Consider the following 23,274-nt stretch of genomic DNA (forward strand, 5'->3'; position numbering starts at 1 on the left):
GGGGGAGGCGCAAGGCCTCCCCGCGATAACTGAACAAAAAAGGGAGAGAGAAATGCGGAAGCTTCTATTCGGATCCGTCGCAGCGGGCCTGATGCTCGCCGCCGGCATCGCCCAGGCGCAGGAAACCAAGACGATCGCCGTGTCGATTCCGGCCGCCGACCATGGCTGGACCGGCGGCGTCGTTTACCACGCCCAGGAGCAGGCCAAGCGCCTCGAGCAGCGCTATCCGGGCCTGAAGGTCATCGTGAAGACCTCGCCTGACGGCGCCTCGCAGGCGAACGCGCTGGAGGATCTGACGACCCAGGGCATCGACGCGCTTGTTACTCTGCCGCACAATTCGGACGAGCTGACGGACCCGATCCGTCAGGTCAAGCAGAAGGGCGTGTTCATCACGGTCGTCGACCGCGCGCTCACCGACAACTCGGTCGCCGATCTCTACGTCGCCGGCAACAACCCGGCTCTCGGCCGCGTCGCCGGCGAGTACATCAAGGAAAAACTGAACGGCAAGGGTAACGTCGTCGTCATCCGCGGCCTGCCGATCGTCATCGACGAAGAGCGCAACAAGGGCTTCGACGAGGGTATCGCCGGCAGCGACATCAAGGTTCTCGATCGCCAGTTCGGCAACTGGAGCCGCGACGACGCCTTCAAGGTCATGCAGGACTACCTGTCGAAGTACCCGCAGATCGACGCCGTCTGGACGCAGGACGACGACATGGCCGTCGGCGTGCTCGAGGCCATCAACCAGGCCAAGCGCACCGACATCCAGTTCGTCGTCGCCGGCGCCGGCATGAAGGACATGATCAAGAAGGTCATGGATGGCGACAAGATGATTCCGGTCGACATCCTCTATCCGCCGGCGATGGTCGCCGTCGCGATGGACCTGACGGCCGCCGGTCTCTACGACCACCTGCCGGTCCGCGGCAGCTACATCCTCGATGCCACGCTGGTGACCAAGGACAACGCCAAGGACTTCTACTACCCCGACTCGCCGTTCTAAGTCGGCTCGACGTTTCTCCCTCTCCCGCTTGCGGGAGAGGGCTGGGGTGGGGAGCTTTTCGAGCGGCGGTGCGTCTCTCGATCTGGTCAAGCGAGCCACTAATCCGACCCTCTCCCGCCCTGCGGGGGAGGGCTTTTTGTTTGCGCAGGCGCTGAAGTCGCCCATATTGGACGCCCCAACTGCGCTGTCGTCTGCGAAGCGAGATGTATTTCAGCGGCGGCCAGAACCTCACTCGGCTTACGACGCGGCGCGGATGGATGGATCCCTGCGTCCGCAGGGATGACGACCGAGGTTGTTGAGCGTCCCTACCGCCCGCCGTCGCCATTTCCATGTCGTGCATTCCAAGCACACCGGCTTGCACCCTGCTCGATCTACCACTTCGGCGGTATCACTCCGTCCGCTTAGGCCTCGCCGGTTGGACACTGCCCAGACTCCCAACCTCGCCGTCATCCCTGCGAAAGCAGGGATCCATGCAGCCGTGAAATCGCAGGCTCGCACTCCGCTTTGCGAGCGCACCAACGCCCCAACATGCTGAGGAGGCCCGGAGGGCCGTCTCGAAGCACGCACGGCGTGCATGCCAAAAGAGTCGGCGGCCCGGATGTCGTGCGTCCTTCGAGACGCCTTGCCTGGGCAAGGCTCCTCAGGATGTTGGACATCGGAGCCTGGCACGACCTTCTTGCCGACAATAGCCTACAGCGGCAGCAGGTCCGTGTTCTTGACCTCTTCCATCACCGCGTAGGTGTGCGTCTCGCGGACGCCCGGCAGTGACAGCAGGCTATCGGAGAGGAAAGCGCGATAGGCGTTCATGTCGCTGACCCGTGCCTTGATCAGGTAGTCGAAGCCGCCGGCCACCATGTGGCACTCCATCACCTCCGAAGCCCGCCGGACCGCGGTGGCGAAATGGTCGAAGACGTCCGGCGTCGTCCGGTCAAGCTTGACCTCGACGAAGACCAGCAGGCCGAGATCCAGCTTTTCCGCCGAAAGCCGGGCGTGATAGCCCTCGATATAGCCTTCGCGCGTCAGTCGCTTGACGCGGTCCGCCGTCGCGGTCGGCGACAGGTTGACCTTGGCGGCGAGCTCCAGCGTGGTGATGCGGCCATCCGCCTGCAGAGCCTTCAGGATGGCGCGGTCGATGCGGTCCATGGATGTCGGGTCTCGTGATCGTCAGCGCGAAGGCAGCGTCGCCAGGAAATCGGCGATGGCTTCGTTGAAGAGGGCAGGCCGCTGCAGCGGCGCGAAATGGGTGACGCCTTCGAGAATCTTCAGGCGGCCCTCCGGCAGCGTCTGCGCCAGATATTCCGCGTGCTCGATCCGGATGAACTCGTCCTCGGCGCTCTGGCAAACCGTAACCGGCGTGTCGATCGCGGCGAGGTCGTCGGCGCCATATTCGGGCTGGGTCTGCTGCATCAGGCCGACGGCGCCGGAGAAGGCTTTGAAATCGTCCGGCGTCGCGGAAAGCGCGGCATAGTCGGCGACATGCCGGCTGAAGCAGCGGTCGATCACCGGCGTGCCCACGAAGGGCTTGGTGCCGCTCGAATCCATGTTGCAGGCGAAGAAGAACACGCCGGCGACCCGCTCGGGATGGCGGCGCGCCAGCACCAGTCCGGTGCAGGCGCCGTCGCTCCAGCCGATGATCGCCGCCTTCGTCACACCGAGCCGGTCCATCACCACCAGCACGTCCGATGCCATCAGATCATAGGAATAGGGCTGCTGGCCGTCGCGCGTGCTGCGGCCGTGGCCGCGGCTGTCGACCACGATGGCGCGGTAGCCGGCGTCGACCAGGGCCGGAACCTGATGGTTCCAGTTGCCGCTGTGGCCGAGGCCGCCATGCAGCAGGATCACCGGCGCGCCTTCGCCATAGCTTGCGCACCAGATCCGCGCGCCTTCGTTCTCGACGATCCAGGTCGCGTCGGTGACCGGCAAAGGCGAGGTGCCGTCCGCCGCAAATTGCACCAGTTCGTCGTCGCGAAACGGCACGGAAAAGCCTCCCCGATGAGATGAACAGAGAGACTAGTGAATATCCCGGAAAATTGCCAATCGGCCGCGAGAGTCACGGAAATGGCCTCCATCAAACCCGAAAGCAGCGTTTCGGTTGGCGATATCCTGCGGACTTCGCAATCCGGAGTTCTCCATGCCGACCGCCGCCTTCGAACCTTTCCGCGCCCCCTTTGCCGGCGATGACGCCGCGTTGATCCGTCATGCGATCCGCGGCGCCATGCTGGACGCGAGCGCCGAGGCGCGCATCGACCGCCGCGCCACGGCCTTCATCGAAGCGATCCGCGGCCAGTCCGGCGCGGTCGGCGGCATCGAGGACTTCCTGCGCGAGTTCGGGCTTTCGACCCGCGAGGGGCTGGCGCTGATGGTGCTGGCCGAAGCGCTTCTGCGCGTGCCGGACGCGGCGACGCAGGACCGCCTGATCGAGGACAAGCTCGGCGGCGCCGACTGGAGCGAGCATAGCGGCAAGGCCGAAGGCTGGTTCGTCTCCGCCTCGACCTGGGCGCTGGGGTTGTCGGCGCGCATCGTGACGCCGACGGACAGCGCCGACGGCATCATCGCCGGCCTGGTCAAGCGCGTCGGCACGCCGACCGTCCGCACCGCGACCCGTCAGGCGATGCGCTTCCTCGGCTATCACTTCGTGCTCGGCCAGACCATCCAGGACGGGCTGAAGCGGGCGAAGACGCTGGAGAAGCAGGGCTTCCGCTATTCCTACGACATGCTGGGCGAGGGCGCCCGCACGGCGGAGGACGCGGAGCGCTATTTCGCGAGCTACGCGATGGCGATCGACGCCATCGGCAAGGCGGCGGGCAAGAAGGCGCTGCCGGATCGTCCCGGCATCTCGGTCAAGCTTTCCGCGCTGCATCCCCGCTACGAGGCCGTCAACCGGGACCGCGTCCTGGCGGAACTTGTGCCGCAACTGGTCAAGCTGGCGGCGCAGGCGAAGGGCTATGACCTGAATTTCACCGTCGATGCCGAGGAGGCGGACCGGCTGGAGCTGTCGCTCGACGTCATCGCGGCGGCGTTCGCCCATCCGTCGCTTGCCGGCTGGGACGGCTTCGGGCTCGCCATCCAGGCCTATCAGAAGCGCGCGGCCGCGGTGATCGACTGGATCGGCGAACTGGCGCAAAAGCTGGACCGCAAGATGATGGTGCGCCTGGTCAAGGGCGCCTATTGGGACACCGAGGTCAAGCGGGCGCAGGAGCGCGGGCTCGACGACTACCCGGTGTTCACCCGCAAGGCCGCGACCGACCAGAACTACCTGTTCTGCGCGCGGAAGCTGCTCGATCTCAGGCCACGCATCTTCCCGCAATTCGCCACCCACAATGCGCTGACCGTCGCCACCATCCTGGAGATGGCCGGCGAGGCGACCGGCTTCGAGTTGCAGCGGCTGCACGGCATGGGCGAGGCGCTGCACAAGGCGGTGCACGAGAGCGTGCCGACCGTCTCGACCCGCATCTACGCGCCGGTCGGCGGTCACCGCGACCTGCTCGCCTATCTGGTGCGCCGCCTGCTGGAGAATGGCGCGAACTCGTCGTTCGTGGCGGTGGTCGGCGATCGGTCCGTGCCGATCGCCGGCCTGCTGGCGCGGCCCGACACGACGCTGGAGGGCGGCGCCCGCGCCCGCAACCGCAACCTGCCCATGCCCGCCGACCTCTATGGCGCGAGCCGCAGGAACTCGGCCGGGGTGGAATTCGGCCATGCGGCGACGCTTTCGGCGCTGCTCGACGGGCTGAGAGCGGAAGACGGCACGGCGCTGGCGGCGAAGCCGATCGTCGCGGTCGCGATCGGCGAGGCGAAGCCGGCGCCGGTGCTGAGCCCGGTCGACGGCCGCACCGTGGTGGGTTCGGTCGCGGATCTCCCCGTCGGGACGGTCGATGCCGTCCTGCAGGCGGGGCAGGCGGCATTCCGGAGCTGGTCGGCGACGCCGGCCGAGGATCGCGCCAGGATCCTGGAGAAGATGGCGGATCTGCTGGAGGCGAACCGCGACAGGCTGATGAGCCTGCTTTCCCGCGAGGCCGGCAAGACCCTGCCGGACGGGCTCTCCGAAGTGCGCGAAGCGACGGATTTCTGCCACTACTACGCCGCAGAGGCGCGCCGGCACTTCGCCGAGCCGATCCGGATGCCGGGGCCGACCGGCGAGCGCAACGAGCTCAGCTATCGCGGCCGTGGCGTCTTCGTCGCCATCTCGCCGTGGAATTTCCCGCTCGCGATCTTCCTGGGCCAGGTGACGGCGGCGCTCGCCGCCGGCAACACCGTCATCGCCAAGCCGGCCGAGCAGACGCCGATCATTGCCTTCGAGGCCATCCGGCTGCTGCATGAGGCGGGCGTCCCCGTCGCCGCCTGCCAGCTCGCGACCGGCGACGGCCGCGTCGGCGCCGCGCTTGTTAGCCATCCGTTAACCGCCGGCGTCGCCTTCACCGGCTCGACCGAGACTGCCTGGTCGATCAACCGGGCGCTCGCCGCGAAGAAGGGGCCGATCGTGCCGCTGATCGCCGAGACGGGCGGCCTGAACGCCATGATCGTCGACGCGACCGCCCTGCCGGAGCAGGTGACCGACGACGTCATCGCCTCGGCCTTCCGCTCGGCCGGCCAGCGCTGCTCGGCGCTGCGCATCCTCTACCTGCAGGAGGATGTCGCCGACCGGATGCTGGAGATGATCGAGGGCGCCGCCGCCGAACTCACGGTCGGCGACCCGCGCCAGCCTTCGGTCGACCTCGGCCCGGTGATCGACGCCGAGGCGAAGGCCAATCTCGACCGCCATGTCGCGGCGATGAAGAAGAGCGAGAGGATCCGCTTCGAGGGCAGGGTGCCGAATGCCGGCACCTATGTCGCCCCCACCATCGTCGAGCTCAAGGACGCCAGGACGCTCGACCGCGAGGTGTTCGGGCCGATCCTGCATGTCGCGCGCTGGAAGGCGAAGGAGCTCGACAAGGTGATCGAGCAGGTCCAGGCCACCGGCTACGGCCTGACGCTCGGCATCCACAGCCGCATCGACGAGACGGTCGACGCCATCGTCGAGAAGCTCGCCGTCGGCAATGTCTACGTGAACCGCAACGTCATCGGCGCCGTGGTCGGCACGCAGCCCTTCGGCGGCTCCGGCCTATCCGGCACCGGCCCGAAGGCCGGCGGCCCCAATTACCTGCTCCGTTTCGCCGAGGAGCAGGTCGTCTCCGTCAACACCGCAGCCGCCGGCGGCAACGCCTCGCTGATGGCGATGGGCGACAGCTGAGGCAGCGCGGCGCCCCGGCGAATTCGCTCGGCCGTGCAGGGATTTGGCCCGTCGTCTTCGACGGGCCGAACCGGCATGGGAGAAAATCCGGCCCGCGAGCGGGCGGAGGGGAACGGTCGCGCGCCTTCCCCGTTTCTTCCAGGCGGCGCGGGGGCGAAAAGATGATAGGATCCCGATGACGCAGGGGATTCCTTTGAATTCGTGGGGCGCGTTGTATGCCGTACGTCATCTGCTATAAGCACGCGCGGCCGCCGGTACGTGCGGTGAACGAGATGACCAGTTCATGACTCTGAATGCGCAGGGTTCCGGAACCGGAACCCCAACTCCGGGCCTGGCCAGCGATGCGCCGACCGGATCGGCCTCCGACGAAAACGGCGTCGGCGGCCCGGTAGCTCATGCTGGCCTGTTCACGCTCGCGCTCGGCTCCGTCGGCGTTGTCTATGGCGACATCGGCACCAGTGTCATCTACGCCCTTCGCGAAGCGCTGCACGCGGCCCAGAAGGCGCATGGCGAGCTCATCCGCGAGGATGTGATCAGCGTCATTTCCTTGATCATCTGGACGCTGACGATCATCGTCACGCTCAAATATGTCGTTATTTTGCTGCGCGCCGACAACAATGGCGAGGGCGGCACGCTTTCGCTGATGGCGCTGGCGAGCCGCACCATGGGCAAGTCGGCGCCCATCGTCTTCGTGCTCGGCGTGGCCGGCGCGGCGCTGTTCTACGGCGACGCGGTGATCACGCCGGCGATCTCGGTGCTCTCCGCCGTCGAGGGCCTCACCTTGGTGACGCCCGCCTTCGACAATTACGTGCTGCCAATCACGATCGCCATCATCGCGGCGCTGTTTCTGGTCCAGCGCTACGGCACCGCCAAGGTCGCCGCCTGGTTCGGGCCGATCACCGCCGTCTGGTTCATCGTCATGACCATCGGCGGCTTCCTGCACATCGCCGACGATCCCGGCATCTTCGCCGCGCTGAACCCCTATCACGCCGTCCGCTATGTCACGACGCATGGCCACACCAGCCTTCTCGTCATCGGCGCCGCCTTTCTGTCGGTGACCGGCGCCGAGGCGCTCTATGCCGATCTCGGCCATTTCGGCCGCCGGCCGATCCAGGCCGCCTGGCTCGCCTTCGTCTTCCCGGCCCTGACCGCCAACTATCTGGGGCAGGGCGCGCTGGTGCTCGCCAATCCGGCAGCGATCCAGAACCCGTTCTACCTGCTGTTTCCGGAATGGGCGCTGCTGCCGGTCGTGCTGCTCGCGACCATGGCGACCGTCATCGCCTCGCAGGCGGTCATCACCGGCGCCTTCTCGATGACGCGCCAGGCGATCCAGCTGAAGCTGCTGCCGCGCATGGAGATCGAGCACACCTCGGAAACCCATGTCGGCCAGATCTACATGCCGCAGGTCAACACGCTGCTGATGATCGCCGTGCTGGTGCTGGTCGTCATGTTCGGTTCGTCGAGCAAGCTCGCCACCGCCTACGGCATCTCGGTCACGGCCGAAATGGTCATCACCGCCTGCCTCGCCTTCATCGTCATCTGGCGCTTCTGGCGCTGGCCGCTCTGGGTATCGGCGCTGCTGATCGCGCCGTTCCTGGTCATCGACCTCGTCTTCTTCGGCGCCAACCTGCTGAAGATCACCGAAGGCGGCTGGCTGCCGATCCTGTTCGCCTTCACGATCATGTTCATCATGCGCTGCTGGGTGCGCGGCACGCGCATCCTGTTCGACAAGAGCCGCCGCAACGACGTGCCCCTGAGCGAACTGGTGAAGAACCTCGAGAAGAGCAGCGTCGTCCGCGTTCCCGGCACGGCGGTGTTCCTGACCTCGGATCCCGAGACGGCGCCGTCCTCGCTGCTGCACAGCCTGAAGCACTATCGCGTGCTGCATCAGAAGAACGTGCTGCTGACCGTCGTCACCAGCAACACGCCGCGCATCGAGGATGCCGACCGCATCCGCATCGAGCCGATCAACGACAGCTTCACGCGCATCTTCATGAGCTTCGGCTACATGGAGACGCCGAACGTGCCGAAGGCGCTCAGCCTCTGCCGCAAGCAGGGCTGGAAATACGACATCATGTCGACGTCGTTCTTCCTTTCGCGCCGCTCGATCAAGCCGGCGAGCCACCACCTGTTCTCGCGCATCCAGGACAAGCTGTTCATCAAGCTCGCCATCAACGCCAGCGACGCGACGGAATATTTCCATATTCCCACCGGCCGCGTCGTCGAGATCGGCACCCAGATGTCGATCTGATCTCTGCTAGGGCGTCGTGCGGACGCCGGATGGCTACGAACAAGAAGGCCGCCACGAGCTATCTCGGGCGGCCTTTTTGCGACCGGCTGGCAGCAATTCGAAGGTCTGACATTGGGGAAGAGAACGGGCTGATCTTCAACTGCCATCGGCCGGTTTCCAAAGCGGGTCTATGCGCCTTCCTTCCCTAGTTGCTGTACGTACGTTTCGACCATGAAGGTGGCCATGGCGCCCGCCATGTTGACTGCTAGTGCCGCGTGGCGGGCCGAGGGTCTAACGGGAATCTTGCCGCCGGGGGCATGCGCGTCTGAGAACCTGTTGCGCAGTGTGCCGATGCCATTGACCAAGTTCATTGCACCGCCGAGTATCATCCTGATCGGCTCCTCAATGTGCTGGTCCGGCGCCATGTTGAGTTCGCGAGCCGCCAAGCCATACAGTTTAGGCAGGTCGTCCTTATAGCCGTACCGTATCCCGCATTCGTCCAGCACTCGCTTGCAGACGGTTTCAAGCAGAGTGCGCGCGACCGTTATTGCACCTTCTGGATCGGCGGCCCGGCGAGACAAGGCCTTGGCCCACACCGCATGTACGCCATCGGCGTCAAAGGACGCCAATGCTTCACCTGCGACGGCGTCAATTGGTGCCCGGTTCGCCCCTTCAAGGTGCTCGATGATCGGCGTGAACGCGCTGCTGATGATTTGTCGACACTCGGCATACGAGCCGGCCTGACTTTTGATGAATGGCCAGAACGCGCTCAGGTTGCGGTAGGTTCGGACAAATGACGGAAGCAACATCTTCAAGGTATCATCGGCCATGAAATCCCGGCGCAGGTATTCATAGACGCGATTGTCTGCAGATCCGCCTGTCGCAGAGTCAATCAGTATGCCCTCCATCATCGTCACTCGCTCGATGATGCTCTCCGGAAGGTCCTCGACATCCATGATTTCAATACACCGAACCGAGCATGATTTCTCCTCCAGACTCGCCTCACCTAGATTGAGTTGGTGACGAGCTACGAACAAGGCCGAATTGGCTACGGACAACAAGGCCGCCACTGCTATCGAGGGCGGCCCTTTTGTTGGCGAGCTGGCGACGCGGTGTACTGAGTCGGGAATGTCTGGCACGGGGTCGGAAGATGACAGGCCGCTTAAGATAGCAAAGGTGTATAGCGGAAGATCATTCCAGTCGTTGCGGCTGGCCGAGGCGTCCAATATTTAGTGGTCGGATCAACTATTCGTCTAGATCTCTGATGACGCCTTTAGAATTGAGCAGAGCATGCTTCCCCAAGAATTTGATAAGAACGGTCTCTATTTTCAGGCACATGTCAGGGTCAGGAATGGCCAAGAATGCGCCGCGCACGACCAGCGGTGCCTGAAACCAAAATCGTGTCTTATGATCCTTCACTCGAGTTCTAACGTTCTTGCTTGACTTGCCAACGTATACGGGGCGGTCGGTAACGTCATAGAATACGTAAACGCCGCTTTGCTCTGGAACCGTCTCTAGATCACTGGGTGTAAAGTCTACCCAGTCGTAGCCAGCGATCGGCATCGACTGCTCGGCGATTTCTGTCTGGATGGCTTCTGGAATAGCTTCGTTCAATGCAGCGGCTAGCCTATCTCGTGTTTCCTTCTTAGGTGATGCAGTATTTCCCTTAACAATATTCCAGATGCCAGTGTAGGTAATACCCGTCCGTGCGACCAAATCCTGGATTCTAATTCCTTTGGCCGACATTTCGGTATTTAGCCACTCGCCAAAGGCAGACTGCTTCTGATCTGCAATGGTCGCTTCGTCTTCAAAGAGCTCATCAAGCGTGTTTGTCATTTTAGCATGCTGCCTCAGTGAGTCTATATTATGGTCGCTTTCTAGCGCGTAGATTGAAACGGTATGAAACGTATAGATTTGGTGCGCCGGGGTCCACATATGAAGCGCAACTTATCGGCAGAATGGCCGCACTAGATACACAGTTTTTGCACTGCAACGTTTGAAATGGGGTCGTGAGCGAACTTTGTGCTTACGCGGGATTTGCTGCAGCCGTTGCATGAGGGTGTCATAGGCCCGATCTAGTCGTCACTCCACCAACGCTTCCGCCGCCTTCTTCTGCCTCGGCCTCACCAAAAAGATTAGCAGCGCGACAAAGCCGACCGCCACCGTGACGGGCAGGGCCTCGGGGCCGAACAGGTCGATCAGGAAACCGATCGGCGTCGAGCCGATCACCGAGCCGGCCGAATAGGCCATGGCGAAGCCGGTCGAGACCACTGCCAGGCGCTGGCCGCGAAAATCCTGGCCGATCAGCACGATGCCGAGCGTATAGAGGCCGGATACCGTGCCGCCGGCGATGAAGACCACGGGTTCGAGCAGGAACGTGTTGCCCATGACAAAGGGGAAGGCGAGGGTGCTGATGACGGCGAGGCCGGCCGTGCCGATCAGCGTCAGCCGGCGGCCGTGCCGGTCGGCGAACCAGCCGAGCGCCACGATCAGCACGGCCTCGCCGAGGCTGAACACCGCGACGAGACGCGAGGCGCCGGCCTCGTTCAGGCCATGCGCCAGGCCATAGAGCGGCAGCAGGCTCTGCATCGCCGTTTCGCCGATGCCGGTCAGGAAGGTGGCGGCGATCCGGTTGCCGGCGAAGGCGAGCGCCATCCGGAGCATAGGGACGTCGCCGCTCTCCTTCTCGGGCTGGAGCGTTTTCGAACGAATTGGACATGGGTTCGCGCGACGAAACCGCGACCCAACAAGGAGCCGGAGTCGCCGGCCCGGCGCTACTTGCCCGCCGCGAACGGGTCGCTGGATCCGGCCGCTGCCCTGGCCGGGCGCATCAGGAAGACGAGGAGGGCGATGAAGCCGGCGGCGACGGCCACCGGCAGCGCCTCGACGCCGAACAGGTCGATCAGGTAGCCGATCGGCGTCGCGCCGATCACCGAGCCCGCCGAATAGGACATGCCGAACCCGGTCGAGACGATGGCCAGGCGCTGGCCGCGAAAATCCTGGCCGATCAGCACGATGCCGAGCGTGTAGACGCCGGCGATGGTGCCGCCCGCCAGGAACAGGGCGGGTTGCAGCAGCAGATCGTGGCCCATCGCGAAGGGCAGGGTGGCGGTGGAGACGATCGCGACCAGCGTGGCGCCGATCAGCACCGCGCGCCGGCCGTAGCGGTCGGCGAGCAGGCCAAGCCCGATCACCAGCACCGCCTCGCCGAGCGCGAAGGTTGCGACGAGGCCCGAGGCGGCGGCGTCGGACAGGCCGTGCGCCGTGCCATAGAGCGGCAGCAGGCTCTGCATCGCCGTCTCGCCGATCCCCGAAATGAAGGCGACGAGCAGGATGGTGCCGGCAAGCGTGATGGCGACGCGGAGGTTGCCGACGCCTTCGAAGGCGGCCTCGTCCGCCGCCTCGTGCGGCGGCAGCGGACGGGCGGGGATCGAGACGGAGAGGATGGCGCCAAGGGCGAGCGGCACCATGGCGGCGACCAGCGGCAGCGAGCCCTCGACGCCGGTCAGTCCCAGGGCGAGCGGGCCGAGGAACTGGCAGATGGCATAGAGCGTGCCCGAGCCGGCGATGATGCGGCCGCGGTTGCGGTCGTCGACCTCGCCGTTCAGCCAGATCTCGGTTGTCGTCCATAGCGCCGAGAAGCAGGTTCCCATCACGAAGCGGGCGGCGAACCAGACGAAGACATGGTCGAACAGCAGGATCGCGCCGAAGGCGAGGAACGGGATGAAGAAGAACAGACCGATCAGCCTGCCGATGCCGAGCCGGTCGATCGCCTGCGGCAGGAAATGGCCGAAGAACAGGATGCCGACGCCGGCGAGCGAGGCGTTGAGGCCGATCAGCCAGTTCGCCAGCTCGCGCTTTTCCAGCGCCAGCGAGAAGAACGGATAGCTGTAGCCATAGAGAAGCGCCTCGGCGCCGATCAGGAACAGGATGCCGGCGACGCGCCAGAACCGCATGGTGATGTCCTCGGGTCGTCGGCCGTCGCGGTCAGGGCGTGGAGGGGTCGGTGAGGCCGAGCTCGGCGAACGAGACCGACCATCCGCCGGACTGGCCGTCGCGGCCGGGCGTATAGGTCGCGCCGTCGAACAGGGCCGCGGTCCACTTCTCGCACAGCCGCTGCGCGTAGATCACCGGCATTTCGTGGCTGTGCGGCTCCTTCGTCATCTCGGCGAAGACCGGATCGTTGTGCGGGGCGATCCAGCCCTGACGGTCGGGCGACAGGTGGACGGCGCGCTCGGGATTGGCGGCGATCTTGTTGTAGCCCTGGATGGTGTTCGCCGACATGTTCTGCCAGGCGTTGGCGCATTTGTGCAGGAGGCGCTCGAAATCGGCGCGGTCCTTCACCTCATAGGGCTCGCAATGGAAGTGGCGCTGGCAGAGATCCTTGACCAGCATGCCGAAGGCGAAGGCGTCCGACGTCGTGTTGATCGCCAGGAAGGGCGTGCTCAGCGACGGGTCGTAGAGCGGATCCGCGACGACGGCCGCATGGCGGCAGAAGGCGACCGGGAAGAACTCGTAGATGGTCATCTGCCCGGTGACGGGGCATTTGATCTCGAAGGGAATCGCGATGGTCTGGCTGTTGATCAGCGCGCCCGCGCTGTCGGCAAAGCCCGCCTCGACCATGATCTCGCCGAGCCGCCGGAGCTCGCCGACCGAATCGGTGAAATCGCCCGGCTCGCTCGGAACGATGGCCATGTAGCCGGTCTTGCTGTGGGCATCGACGCCCTCGCGGAAAGTCTCGAGCGCTTCCAGGAACTGGTAGCCGTTGCGGACATGCGCGACGGTATAGCGGCCGAGCTGGAATTCCCGCTTGCCCGCCGAACAGCGCAGGTCCGTGTCCAGCCATCGGTCGAATGCCTCTGTCGGCACAATCCCCCTCTGCTGGTGAAACGGACAAGCGGCCGGCGCCGCCTCGTCCGTCGAAGCCGGCAGATCTGTCCCCCGACGCATGTCATGCTCCTACGCACGAAAAATCACTCAGCCCAGTCCGCATCATTGCGAATTGGAGCGAGTGATTTAGCGATATCAAAACCATAGTTTACGGTCCGTAGACGAGCAACACGACGGTCCCGGCAGCGCCATCGAATGGCCGCTTTGGAGAGGGAAAGTCCAGGTATTCTCTGGGGTCTTCGGTTTTGCGCGGCCCTGTTGCTATCGCTGAAGATCAGGCCGACGCAGCAACCTTTCGAGGATTGATTAAAAACCGAATCAATCCGTTTAAGCGTCTCTAAAATGTTGGGTGCAATGGTCCCGGCTGAATGAACAGGGTCGATTCCGCAATGTCTCATCCCATCGCCGGGCGCATCACGCTGAACCTCGTGGCAGGTATCCTCGTCACGATTCTGACGGTCACGGTCGCCGTCTGGTGGATGGCCGAGAAGCAGAACAAGCAGGCCCAGGAGAACACCGGCACGATGGTGACCGGCGGCATCGTCGCCATGGAGGACAACGTCAAGGCGTTCGCCAACGACTATGCCTGGTGGGAGGCCGGCTACAACGCCTACATGGCCGGCGACGAGAAGTGGGTGGACGAGAACTTCGGTTCCGGCATCCGTGACACCCAGATCTCCGACATCCTCGTCATCATCGATCCGAAGGGGGAGATCCCCTACGCCTGGTCGATCGATGATCACCGTGGCACGCCGCGCGAGATCTTCTCGCCGGAAATCCGCGCCAAGATCGCCAAGCTCGCCGAGGGCATGCCGGTGGTGAACGAGGCCGCCCGGCCCGCCTATTTCCGCGTCGGCGACGACATCATGCTGATCGCGGTTGCCCGCATCGCGCCGGTCTCGCGCGCTTCCGAGGTGGACCCCGCGACCTTGCCCTTCCTGGTCCAGGGCATCTACCTGAACCATCAGCGCCTGTTCGACCTTGGCCGCCAGTTCCTGATCGACGACCTCGAGATCGACCACTCGGCCAATGCGTCCGCCGCGGTCGAGGACGGCTTCCCGCCGATCCGCGATTTTGATGGCAACATCATCGGCGCCTTCGTCTGGACGCCGCCGACGCCCGGCTTCGCCGTGCTGCGCAACGTCGTGGCGCCGATCGCCGGCGGCCTGCTCGTCTTCTGCCTGATCGCGATGTGGACCGTTCTCCGGGCCCGCCGGCTGGCGCTGTCGCAGGCCCTGAGCGAGCGGCAGGCCGTCGAGGCGGCGCGTACCGACAGCCTCACCGGCCTCACCAACCGCTTCGGCTTCAACGAATTGAGCGCCAGCGCCTCCTTTGAGGAGGCCTGCGCCAAGGGCGAGGCCGCGATCATCTATCTCGACATCAACGGCTTCAAGTCGGTGAACGACTCGATCGGTCACCAGGGCGGCGACGAGCTGGTGGGCATGCTGGCCGACCGCCTGTCGATGATCCTGCCGCCGGACGCCCGCTTTGCCCGCGTCGGTGGCGACGAATTCGCCGTGGCTCTGACCGGGCGTGCCGCGCTCGGCGCCGTCGCCGGCGTCGCCTCGGCCATGGTGCATGCGCTCGACCAGTCCTTCACGGTCGGCGGGTTCCAGTTCCAGGTGACGGCGGCCGTCGGCTACGCGATCTCCGATGGCGGCGACGTGACGCCGGCCGAACTGCTGCGCCGTGCCGACCTTGCCATGTACCAGGCGAAGAACGCCGCCGAGCGCGACGCCGTGCCCTATCATCCGGGTCTCGAAACCGGCGCGCTGCATCGCAAGCGGCTCGGCATGGCGCTGCGCGGCGCGATCGAGGCCAACGAGCTGTCGGTCGTCTACCAGCCGATCGTCCGCGCCAGCGATCTCGCCATCGTTTCGGTCGAGGCGCTGGTCCGCTGGGACTCGAAGGAGTTCGGTCGCGTCTCGCCGGTCGACTTCATCCCGGTCGCCGAGGAGACCGGCGCGATCCACGACATCGGCAAGTTCGTGTTCCAGCGCGCCTGCCAGGACATGGTCGACTGGCCGGGCCTGAAGATGTCGATCAACGTCTCGCCGGCGCAGCTGCGCGATCCGAGCTTCGCCAACGATCTCGGCGCCATCGCCCGCCGGCACGACGTGGTGCCGAACCGCTTCAAGCTGGAGCTCACCGAAGGCCTGCTGGTCCGCAATCCGACCATCGCCAAGCGCAAGCTGGCCCGCCTGAAGTCGATGGGCTTCGGCCTTTCGCTCGATGATTTCGGCACCGGCTTCTCCTCGATCGGCTATCTGCGCCAGTTCCCGTTCGACTGGCTGAAGATCGACAAGTCGTTCATCTCGGAACTCGGCAGCAACCCGACCGCCAACGCGCTGATCCAGTCGATGATCGCGCTCGGCGACGCCATGGACATCGCCGTCGTCGCCGAGGGCATCGAGACGGTCGAGCAGTTGCAGCTTCTCCGCCTGCTGCAATGCGAATTCGTCCAGGGCTACTACCTGGCGAAGCCGATGCCGGCGGCTGGCATCACCGCCCTCCTGGCCGAGCTCGGCGAGAGCCGCCGCATCCTGCCGGAGCTGGATCTGGGCGGCTATGAGCCGAGCCGGCCGGTGCTGACGATCCAGTCCTGACCGCCGCCATCTGGCTTCGGCGGCCGGGCTTTGCAATAAACGGGAGAATCGGCTGGGGGGAAGCAGGTGAGGGACGTTCTGACGGCGGAGGAGGCGCGCCGAATCGCGCTGGCCGCGCAGGGCTTCGGCGGACGCCGGAATGCCGAGCTTTCATCCTGGCGCCAGATCGCGCCGGCGATCCGCCGCATGGGGCTGCTGCAGCTCGATTCCGTCAACGTGCTGGTCCGCTCGCACTACCTGCCGACCTATAGCCGCATCGGCGCCTACGACCGCGCCGCGCTCGATGCCCGCGCCTTCGCCGGCGGCAGGAAGCGGGCGATGTTCGAGTATTGGGCGCATGAGGCGTCGCTGCTTCCGCTGGACCTGCATCCCTGGATGCGCTGGCGCATGCGCCGCGCCGCCGCCGGCATCGGCATCTATTCCGGCATCGCCAAGTTCGCGATCGAGAATCGCGACTATGTCCGCGCCGTCGTTGACGAGATCGGCCGACGCGGCCCGCTGGCGGCGAGCGAGCTTGATGATCCCGGCACCCGCAGCGGGCCCTGGTGGGGCTGGCACAAGGGCAAGACCGCGCTCGAATATCTGTTCTGGGCCGGCGAGGTCACGACCGGACAGCGCCGCGGCTTCGAACGGGTCTATGACCTGCCCGAGCGCGTCATCCCGAGCGAGATCGGCGCCGCGGCGACGCCCGACGAACCCGACGCCATCCGCGCCTTGACGCTGGCCGGCGCACGGGCGCACGGCGTGGCGACCGAGGTCGACATCCGCGATTATTTCCGCCTGCCCAACGCCGAGACGCGCACCGCGCTGCGCGAGCTGGTCGAGGAGGGCGCGCTCGTTCCGGTCCGGGTCGATGGCTGGCAGCAGGCCGCGTATCTCGCGGCCGACGCGGAGATTCCGGCGCGCGCGACGCCGACGGCGCTGCTGTCGCCCTTCGATCCGCTCGTCTGGCATCGCCCACGCACCGAGCGGATCTTCGATTTTCATTATCGCCTGGAATTCTACACGCCGGAGCCGAAGCGCACCTTCGGCTATTTCGTCATGCCGTTCCTGCATCGCGGCCGTCTGGAGGCGCGGGTCGATCTCAAGGCGGATCGCGCCGCCGGCCGCCTGCGTGTCCTCGGCGTCTTTGCCGAGGAGGGGCTGCGGCGGCCGGACGCCATGCTGGAAGCGCTCGCGGCGGAGCTACGCCATCTGGCGACCTGGCTCGGCCTTGCGGATGTCGACGTGGAGTCCGGTGCGCCGCTGGCTGTTATCCTGAAAGGTTATTCCACCTAGGTTGTGATTCCGTTGCGTATCGCAGGAATGAGTTGTAGTCCGGAGCCTGCGTGCCGGTTCGTGTTGCGAAGGGCGTTTCGTTAGCCGTGTCATGAGTTTCTTCAAGGGATCCACATTCCGCTTCGCGTTCCGCGTCGCCGTGCCAGTGCTGCTGGTGCTGGCGGGCTCGATCATGTTCATGCTCTTCACGCTGAACGAGATGGCGGGAGAGGTGGACCGGATCGACGATGCGGCGATCGAGCGCTCCGTCAGCGCCTCGCTGCATTCCCTGCAGCGGCGGCTGCGCGACACCCATGGCGACTATGCCGTCTGGGATGATGCGGCGGCGAAGCTCTACGGTCAGGTCGATCAGGATTTCGCGATCAGCAACTACAAGGACGGCACCCGCTCGGGCGTGTTCTTCGACGCCGCCTACCTGCTCGACGAAAAGGGCCAGGCGGTCTTCTCGTTCCGACGCGGCGGCGTGGCGCCGCGCGGCGCGCTGGAGGAGTTCGGTTCGCCGCTGCAGGCGCTGGTGGCGGGGCTTGCCGGAAACTATCACGCCTTCGACGCCACCGTCGGGCTGATGCGCGACCGCTCCGGCGCCGTCGCGGTGGTCGCGGTCGGTTCGGTGTTCCCGTCGTCCTCGGCCGTGGCGAAGCCGGTCGGCCGTCCGCGCATGCTCGTCCTCGCGCGCGTTCTCGACGATCTGACGATCCGGCAGATGGCGCAGGACTTCGTCATCGACGGCATGGCGCTCCGCTTCGATCCGGACAAGGTCGACCATGGCGTCCGCCTCGTCGACCCGACCGGCAGGGCGATCGGCGCGCTGACCTGGGCGCGGCGCAGCCATGGTGGCGAGGCCTTCTCGCGCGTGGCGCCGATGGCCTATCTGACGCTGGGCGTGATCGGCCTCACCATCCTGTTCCTGCTCGGCATCGGCTACGCGAATCTGGTTGCCGTCCGCCGGCGCGAGCGCCAGGCGGTCTATGACGCCAATCATGACAGCCTGACCGGCCTGCCCAATCGCGCGGCGCTCACCCGCGCGCTGGGCGTGGCCTCCCGGCGATATCCGGCGCAGCCGCTGGCGGTGCTGTTCCTGGATCTCGACGGTTTCAAGGAGGTCAATGATTCCTACGGCCACGAGATCGGCGATCGGCTGCTGCAGCACGTAGCGCGCGGCTTCGAATCGATCTGCAGCCGGCGGGGCCTGCTCGCGCGCGTCGGCGGCGACGAGTTCGCGCTGGTGCTCGACAATCGCGATTCCGTCGCCTCGGCGGAAGAGATCGGCAGCCTGCTTGTCCGCTATCTCGCCAGCCCGATCATCATCGACGATCGCGTCATCGTCATCGGCACCAGCGTCGGCATCGCCGTAGTCGAGGACGAGGCGGTGACGGCCGATGAACTGCTCCGTCGCGCCGACGTCGCCATGTACCAGGCGAAGGAACTCGGCCGCAGCCGCGTCTCGCTTTATGACCGCTCGATCGACGCCGAGAAGATCGACCGGAAGCGGCTGGCGAACGAGTTGCGCGAGGCCGTCGAAACCGACGCGCTGCATGTCGTCTATCAACCGATCTTCGATGCGCAGACGATGCGCCCGGCGCTGGTCGAGGCGCTGCTGCGCTGGAAGCACCCGCAGGACGGGTTCATTCCGCCGGATCTCTTCATCTCCGTCGCCGAGGAAAACGGCCTGATGGACGCGGTCGGCAACTGGGTGCTGCGCAACGCCTGCCGCGATGCGCTGCGCTGGCCGGATATCCGCCTGTCGATCAATGTCTCGCCGGTGCAGTTCCGCAATCCGGGCTTTGACCGGAACCTGGCCGCCATCCTCGCCGAGACCGGCCTGCCGCCCGCGCGGCTGGAGGTGGAGATGACCGAGACACATCTCGTCACCTTCCCCGACCGCGCCCAGCATATCGTCGCCTCGCTGCGCATCCTCGGCGTCAGCGTCGCCCTCGACGATTTCGGCAAGGGCTATTCGTCGATCGGCTATCTGCGCCGCTTCTCGTTCGACAAGCTGAAGATCGATCGCTCGCTGGTGCACGGCGTTTCGATCGACCTCGAGACGCGCCGCCTCTGCGAGGCGACCGTCGCACTCGGCCGCGCGCTCAATCTCGAGGTCACGGCGGAGGGGATCGAGACCGAGGCGGACGGCGAAATCATGCGCCAGGCGGGCTGCGCCTATCTGCAGGGCTTCGCCTTTGCGCGGCCGATGTCGGCGGCGCACATCACCGAACTTTTGGATGATTGCAACAACGGGTCGGATACGGACGAGGTCCTGCGGACGGCCTGAGCGATCGGCCCGCGCCAAGTCCATCCGCCCGTATAGGGCGCCTCGCGCCGTCACCGGCTGGAAGCGCCCTGTCGAATCCGGTCACGCCTTTCAGGCGAGCGTCTTGACGACGGCTGCAATGGCCTTGCCGAGCGCAATCTGGTCGGCCGGGTCGAAATGGATGCCGTCGAAGGCGCTGGAGCGGATGTGCTGGCCGGCGTCGAGGAACGCGGCGCCGTGCTCCCTGGCGATCGCCGCATAGAGCGTCGCGAACTTCTGCGACTTGGCGTAGCCGCCTTCCAGCATCGGCGTGTATTCCGGCTTCTCTCCCGTGTGGTCGAGCATCGGCGGCGGTGCGACGACGAGGATCTTCGGCACGCCGGCATCGTTGCCGGCCTCGGCCTGCTTCACCACCTTGATCAGTTCGCCGACGCCCTTGGCGATATCCTCGGCCGGAACGTTGAAGCGCGCCTTGAGGTCGTTGGTGCCGAGCATGATGACGACGACATCGAGCGGCCGATGGCTCCTGAGGCAGGGCAGGAGATAGGTCTTGCCGTTCATGTACTCGCCCTCGATCGGGTCGGAATGAACGGTCGAGCGGCCGGGCAGGCCCTCTTCGATAACATGCCAGCCGGATCCGAGCTCCGCCTGGGCGACGCCCGGCCACCGCTCGTCGCGGGCATAGCGATCGTCGGGACGGGGCACGGTCGCGGCGCCCCAGGTGTTGGAATCGCCATAGGCGAGAACGGTCTTCATCGAATGCTCCTCCCGGGCGAATCTGCTTCGCCTTCACGGGATCGATCAAACATCATGTCCCGTATTTCTCAAGCCGGGGGCTTTCCTGAACAGAAGGGAGCTTTACCATTGCGTCCGGGCGCACCCAGCCGGTGCGCCGCTCGATGGAGAATGCCGAGAATGCGGAAGCCTGCCGATACCGCCGTGCCGATCCTGCCCGTGATCGCGGAGCGCTGGAGCCCGCGCGCCTTCGATCCCGAGGAGACGCTGACCGAGGCCGACCTGAAGCCGCTGTTCGAGGCGGCGCGCTGGGCGCCTTCCTCCAGCAATACCCAGCCCTGGCGCTTCGTCTATGCCTTCCGCGGCGAGCCCTTCTTCGACGCGCTGGTCGATTGCGCGGCCGAGGGCAACCAGCCCTGGGTCCGGCGCGTCTCGGTGCTCGCCTATGCCGTCGCCAAGCTGCATTCCGACAGCGGCCGCCCTCTCTGGCACAACCGCCACGACACCGGCATCGCGCTCGGTTATCTGCTGCTGCAGGCGACGGCGAACGGCCTCGCCGTGCATCCGTTCGGTGGCTTCGACAGCGACAAGGTGATCGCCGCCGCCAATGTCCCGGAGGGGTTCGAGCCCTGCACTGGCATCGGCATCGGCTTCCCCGGCGATCCCGACATGCTGCCCGAGCGCGACCGCCTGCGCGAACTCGGCGGCCGCGAAAGGCTCCCCGTCCGGGACTTCGCCTTTCACGGCAAATGGCCGTCCGAAAGCCGGGAATAGGGCCGGCGGCTCATTGACAGAATTGATGAGTCCCGAACTAATTGGGTTGCAAAGGCCGTGAAATCCGGCCGTCCGGGGATGGGGGGAAAGCGGGGGAGGCCGCTCCGATCCTCCGGGCGGGCCGGCACGTCCGCCGGGAGGAACTGCCTGATGATCGATAGACTTGAATTCTCTTCCCGCGCCTAGTGCGGGCGGCCGCCGCCGCGCGCAGATCTTCGACTCGCAGACACCAGACTTCGCAGGAAGAGGAATCCCCCATGGCCACGAGCCAGACTTCGCCCAATCCCGTCCGCTGGGGCATCATCGGACCCGGCGGCATCGCCAAGGCGTTTCGCGACGGCCTGACGCATTCGAAGACCGGCAAGCTGGTCGCGATCGGCTCGCGCAATCCCGGCAAGGCCGGCCTCGCCGAGGATTTTCCCGGCGCGCGCATCCATGACGGCTACCAGGCGCTGCTCGACGACGCCGATGTCGAGGCCGTCTACATCGCGACGCCGCATCCCGGTCATGCCGAATGGGCGATCAAGGCGGCCGAGGCCGGCAAGCATGTTCTGGTCGAGAAGCCGCTCGGCCTGACGGCCTATGAGGCCGAGGCGATCTTCCACGCCCACAGGAAGGCCGGCACCTTCGCGGGCGAAGCCTTCATGTACCGCGTCCATCCGCAGACGAAGCGTCTCTATGATCTCGTCGCCAGCGGGACGATCGGCGAGGTGCGCGCCATCAAGTCGAGCTTCGGCTTCGCCATGCCGAAATTCGATCCCGAGCACCGGCTCTACGCCAACGACCTCGCCGGCGGCGGCATCCTCGATGTCGGCTGCTATCCGGTCTCAATGACCCGCCTGATCGCCGGCGCGGCTGCCGGCAAGCCGTTCCTCGATCCGGTCCAGGTGCAGGGTTCGGCGCATCTCGGCCAGTCCGGCGTCGATGAATGGGCGGCGGCGCTCCTGACCTTCCCGAACGACATCATCGCCGAAGTCTCGTGCAGCGTGTCGCTGGCGCAGGACAATGTGCTGCGCATCCTCGGCACCAAGGGCCGCATCGAGGTCGCCGATTTCTGGTTTGCCGGCGGCAAGCAGGGCGGCACCGGCGAGATCCGCATCGTTCGCGCCGATGGCAGCGTCGAGCTGGTCGAGGTGGCCGAATCCGGCTGGCTCTATTCGTTCGAGGTGGACGCGGCGGGCGAAGCGATCCGCGCCGGCGAACAGCAGCTTGCCTCGCCCGGCATGAGCTGGGCCGACACGCTCGGCAATCTCCGCACGCTCGACAAGTGGCGCGCTTCCGTTGGCCTCGTCTTCGACATCGAGAAGGCGTCGCGCAAGACCACGACCATCAAGGGCGCCAAGCTTGCGCGTGGGCCGAAGTCGATCCCGAAGCGCCAGCTTCCGGGCGTCAGCCAGCCGACCTCTGTCGCGGCGCTCGGCTTCGAGTTCTTCCCGGATTTCGCCAGCGCCTCGGTGCTGCTCGACGCCTTCCACGAGGCGGGCGGCAACCTGTTCGACACCGCCTATATCTATGCCGGCGGCAAGACCGAGAAGATCCTCGGCGACTGGTTGACCTCGCGCGGCGTCCGCAATGAATCCGTCGTCATCGGCAAGGGCGCGCATTCGCCGCTCGTCTATCCGGACGTCATCGGCAAGCAGCTGACCGAGACGATCGACCGGCTCAAGACCGACCATGTCGACATCTATTTCATGCATCGCGACAATCCCGACGTTCCCGTTTCGGAATTCGTCGACGCCATGGATGCCGAGGTGAAGGCAGGTCGCATCCGCGGGCCGTTCGGCGGCTCCAACTGGACGCGCGAGCGCATGGATGCGGCGATCGCCTATGCCGAGAAGACCGGCAAGCAGAAGCCGGGTGCGCTTTCCAACAACTTCTCGCTGGCGGAAATGCTCGATCCGATCTGGGCCGGCTGCGTCGCGGCATCGGATGACGAGTGGAAGGCCTGGCTCAATCAGCGCCAGATTCCGAACTTCGCCTGGTCGAGCCAGGGACGCGGCTTCTTCACCGACCGCGCCGGCCGCGGCAAGCGCGACGACGAGGAAATCGTCCGCGTGTGGTATTCGGAAAAGAACTTCGAGCGCCGCGACCGGGCCATCGAACTGGCCGGGAAGCTCGGCCGCGAGCCGATCCACATCGCCCTCGCCTATGTGCTGGCGCAGCCCTTCCCGGTGGTGCCGCTGATCGGCCCGCGCACGCTGGCCGAACTGGAAGACAGCCTCTCCGCGCTGGACATTCAGCTGACGCCGGAGCAGGTGACCTGGCTGGACCGGGGCTAATCCCGGC

16 protein-coding genes are annotated in these 23,274 nt (G+C 65.7%); 8 read left to right on the top strand and 8 right to left on the bottom strand.

From position 1 onward, the window contains the following. Positions 1-52 precede the first annotated feature (52 nt). Positions 53-997, top strand: coding sequence for an ABC transporter substrate-binding protein (locus WFK98_RS05140; protein ID WP_266339437.1), 945 nt, complete (start codon positions 53-55; stop codon positions 995-997). A 690-nt stretch (positions 998-1,687) separates the two neighbouring features. Here the strand turns inward: WFK98_RS05140 and WFK98_RS05145 are convergent. Both WFK98_RS05145 and WFK98_RS05150 read right to left on the bottom strand, forming a co-directional pair. Further along, complete coding sequence (locus WFK98_RS05145; RefSeq protein ID WP_201403381.1) at positions 1,688-2,140, bottom strand: Lrp/AsnC ligand binding domain-containing protein; 453 nt, start codon at positions 2,138-2,140, stop codon at positions 1,688-1,690. A gap of 21 nt (positions 2,141-2,161) precedes the next feature. Beyond that, positions 2,162-2,974 carry an alpha/beta fold hydrolase gene (locus WFK98_RS05150; RefSeq protein ID WP_336799485.1) on the bottom strand — a complete coding sequence of 271 codons (813 nt, stop codon included), beginning with the start codon at positions 2,972-2,974 and terminating at the stop codon, positions 2,162-2,164. Between the two features lie 154 nt (positions 2,975-3,128). Between WFK98_RS05150 and putA the strand changes: the two genes are divergently transcribed. Together putA and WFK98_RS05160 are read left to right on the top strand one after the other, a co-directional pair. Next, on the top strand, positions 3,129-6,224 hold the full coding sequence (gene putA / locus WFK98_RS05155) for a bifunctional proline dehydrogenase/L-glutamate gamma-semialdehyde dehydrogenase PutA (protein WP_336799486.1): 3,096 nt from the start codon (positions 3,129-3,131) through the stop codon (positions 6,222-6,224). A 283-nt stretch (positions 6,225-6,507) separates the two neighbouring features. Further along, the gene (locus tag WFK98_RS05160) at positions 6,508-8,475 is read left to right on the top strand and encodes a potassium transporter Kup (protein ID WP_336799487.1); all 1,968 of its coding nucleotides are present in this window, start codon (positions 6,508-6,510) and stop codon (positions 8,473-8,475) included. A 167-nt stretch (positions 8,476-8,642) separates the two neighbouring features. Here WFK98_RS05160 and WFK98_RS05165 read toward each other — a convergent pair whose 3' ends face one another. The 5 genes from WFK98_RS05165 to WFK98_RS05185 form a co-directional block, all read right to left on the bottom strand. Then, positions 8,643-9,410 (bottom strand): abortive infection family protein, encoded by a 768-nt coding sequence (locus tag WFK98_RS05165; protein WP_336799488.1) that lies wholly within the window; start codon positions 9,408-9,410, stop codon positions 8,643-8,645. A gap of 289 nt (positions 9,411-9,699) precedes the next feature. Further along, complete coding sequence (locus WFK98_RS05170) at positions 9,700-10,290, bottom strand: hypothetical protein (protein WP_336799489.1); 591 nt, start codon at positions 10,288-10,290, stop codon at positions 9,700-9,702. 246 nt (positions 10,291-10,536) lie between these two features. Further along, a complete protein-coding gene (locus WFK98_RS05175; RefSeq protein ID WP_336799490.1) occupies positions 10,537-11,118 on the bottom strand; it encodes an MFS transporter in 582 nt (193 codons plus the stop codon). Positions 11,119-11,228: 110 nt separating this feature from the next. Then, positions 11,229-12,410 carry an MFS transporter gene (locus WFK98_RS05180; RefSeq protein WP_336799491.1) on the bottom strand — a complete coding sequence of 394 codons (1,182 nt, stop codon included), beginning with the start codon at positions 12,408-12,410 and terminating at the stop codon, positions 11,229-11,231. 31 nt (positions 12,411-12,441) lie between these two features. Further along, positions 12,442-13,323 (bottom strand): hypothetical protein, encoded by an 882-nt coding sequence (locus WFK98_RS05185; RefSeq protein ID WP_336799492.1) that lies wholly within the window; start codon positions 13,321-13,323, stop codon positions 12,442-12,444. A gap of 410 nt (positions 13,324-13,733) precedes the next feature. Between WFK98_RS05185 and WFK98_RS05190 the strand changes: the two genes are divergently transcribed. The 3 genes from WFK98_RS05190 (at position 13,734) to WFK98_RS05200 (ending at position 19,500) form a co-directional block, all read left to right on the top strand. Beyond that, entirely contained in the window at positions 13,734-15,950 is a 2,217-nt protein-coding gene (locus WFK98_RS05190; protein ID WP_336799493.1) for a bifunctional diguanylate cyclase/phosphodiesterase, read from the top strand. A 66-nt stretch (positions 15,951-16,016) separates the two neighbouring features. Further along, positions 16,017-17,228, top strand: a complete 1,212-nt coding sequence (locus WFK98_RS05195) for a winged helix-turn-helix domain-containing protein (protein WP_266339446.1) — start codon at positions 16,017-16,019, stop codon at positions 17,226-17,228. Between the two features lie 91 nt (positions 17,229-17,319). After that, positions 17,320-19,500, top strand: coding sequence for a putative bifunctional diguanylate cyclase/phosphodiesterase (locus WFK98_RS05200; protein ID WP_336799494.1), 2,181 nt, complete (start codon positions 17,320-17,322; stop codon positions 19,498-19,500). 90 nt (positions 19,501-19,590) lie between these two features. Here the strand turns inward: WFK98_RS05200 and WFK98_RS05205 are convergent, their stop codons facing one another. Further along, the gene (locus tag WFK98_RS05205; RefSeq protein WP_266339448.1) at positions 19,591-20,235 is read right to left on the bottom strand and encodes an SGNH/GDSL hydrolase family protein; all 645 of its coding nucleotides are present in this window, start codon (positions 20,233-20,235) and stop codon (positions 19,591-19,593) included. A 159-nt stretch (positions 20,236-20,394) separates the two neighbouring features. On the opposite strand from WFK98_RS05205, the gene WFK98_RS05210 reads away from it, so the two are divergent. Both WFK98_RS05210 and WFK98_RS05215 read left to right on the top strand, forming a co-directional pair. Further along, positions 20,395-20,988: a nitroreductase family protein gene (locus WFK98_RS05210; RefSeq protein ID WP_336799495.1), complete on the top strand. Its 594-nt coding sequence runs from the start codon at positions 20,395-20,397 to the stop codon at positions 20,986-20,988. Between the two features lie 257 nt (positions 20,989-21,245). Further along, entirely contained in the window at positions 21,246-23,267 is a 2,022-nt protein-coding gene (locus WFK98_RS05215) for an aldo/keto reductase (protein WP_336799496.1), read from the top strand. The last annotated feature ends 7 nt before the right edge of the window (positions 23,268-23,274 follow it).

It is taken from the genome of Kaistia sp. MMO-174, assembly GCF_037147815.1.
GTDB classification, from domain to species: Bacteria; Pseudomonadota; Alphaproteobacteria; order Rhizobiales; family Kaistiaceae; genus Kaistia; species Kaistia nematophila.

Excerpts from the sequence above, each read along its gene's own strand:
- WFK98_RS05140 (WP_266339437.1), top strand. The coding sequence starts at position 53 with ATGCGGAAGCTTCTATTCGGATCCGTCGCAGCGGGCCTGATGCTCGCC.
- WFK98_RS05145 (WP_201403381.1), bottom strand. The coding sequence starts at position 2,140 with ATGGACCGCATCGACCGCGCCATCCTGAAGGCTCTGCAGGCGGATGGC.
- putA (WP_336799486.1), top strand. The coding sequence starts at position 3,129 with ATGCCGACCGCCGCCTTCGAACCTTTCCGCGCCCCCTTTGCCGGCGAT.
- WFK98_RS05160 (WP_336799487.1), top strand. The coding sequence starts at position 6,508 with ATGACTCTGAATGCGCAGGGTTCCGGAACCGGAACCCCAACTCCGGGC.
- WFK98_RS05165 (WP_336799488.1), bottom strand. The coding sequence starts at position 9,410 with ATGGATGTCGAGGACCTTCCGGAGAGCATCATCGAGCGAGTGACGATG.
- WFK98_RS05170 (WP_336799489.1), bottom strand. The coding sequence starts at position 10,290 with ATGACAAACACGCTTGATGAGCTCTTTGAAGACGAAGCGACCATTGCA.
- WFK98_RS05175 (WP_336799490.1), bottom strand. The coding sequence starts at position 11,118 with ATGCTCCGGATGGCGCTCGCCTTCGCCGGCAACCGGATCGCCGCCACC.
- WFK98_RS05180 (WP_336799491.1), bottom strand. The coding sequence starts at position 12,410 with ATGCGGTTCTGGCGCGTCGCCGGCATCCTGTTCCTGATCGGCGCCGAG.
- WFK98_RS05190 (WP_336799493.1), top strand. The coding sequence starts at position 13,734 with ATGTCTCATCCCATCGCCGGGCGCATCACGCTGAACCTCGTGGCAGGT.
- WFK98_RS05200 (WP_336799494.1), top strand. The coding sequence starts at position 17,320 with ATGAGTTTCTTCAAGGGATCCACATTCCGCTTCGCGTTCCGCGTCGCC.
- WFK98_RS05205 (WP_266339448.1), bottom strand. The coding sequence starts at position 20,235 with ATGAAGACCGTTCTCGCCTATGGCGATTCCAACACCTGGGGCGCCGCG.
- WFK98_RS05210 (WP_336799495.1), top strand. The coding sequence starts at position 20,395 with ATGCGGAAGCCTGCCGATACCGCCGTGCCGATCCTGCCCGTGATCGCG.
- WFK98_RS05215 (WP_336799496.1), top strand. The coding sequence starts at position 21,246 with ATGGCCACGAGCCAGACTTCGCCCAATCCCGTCCGCTGGGGCATCATC.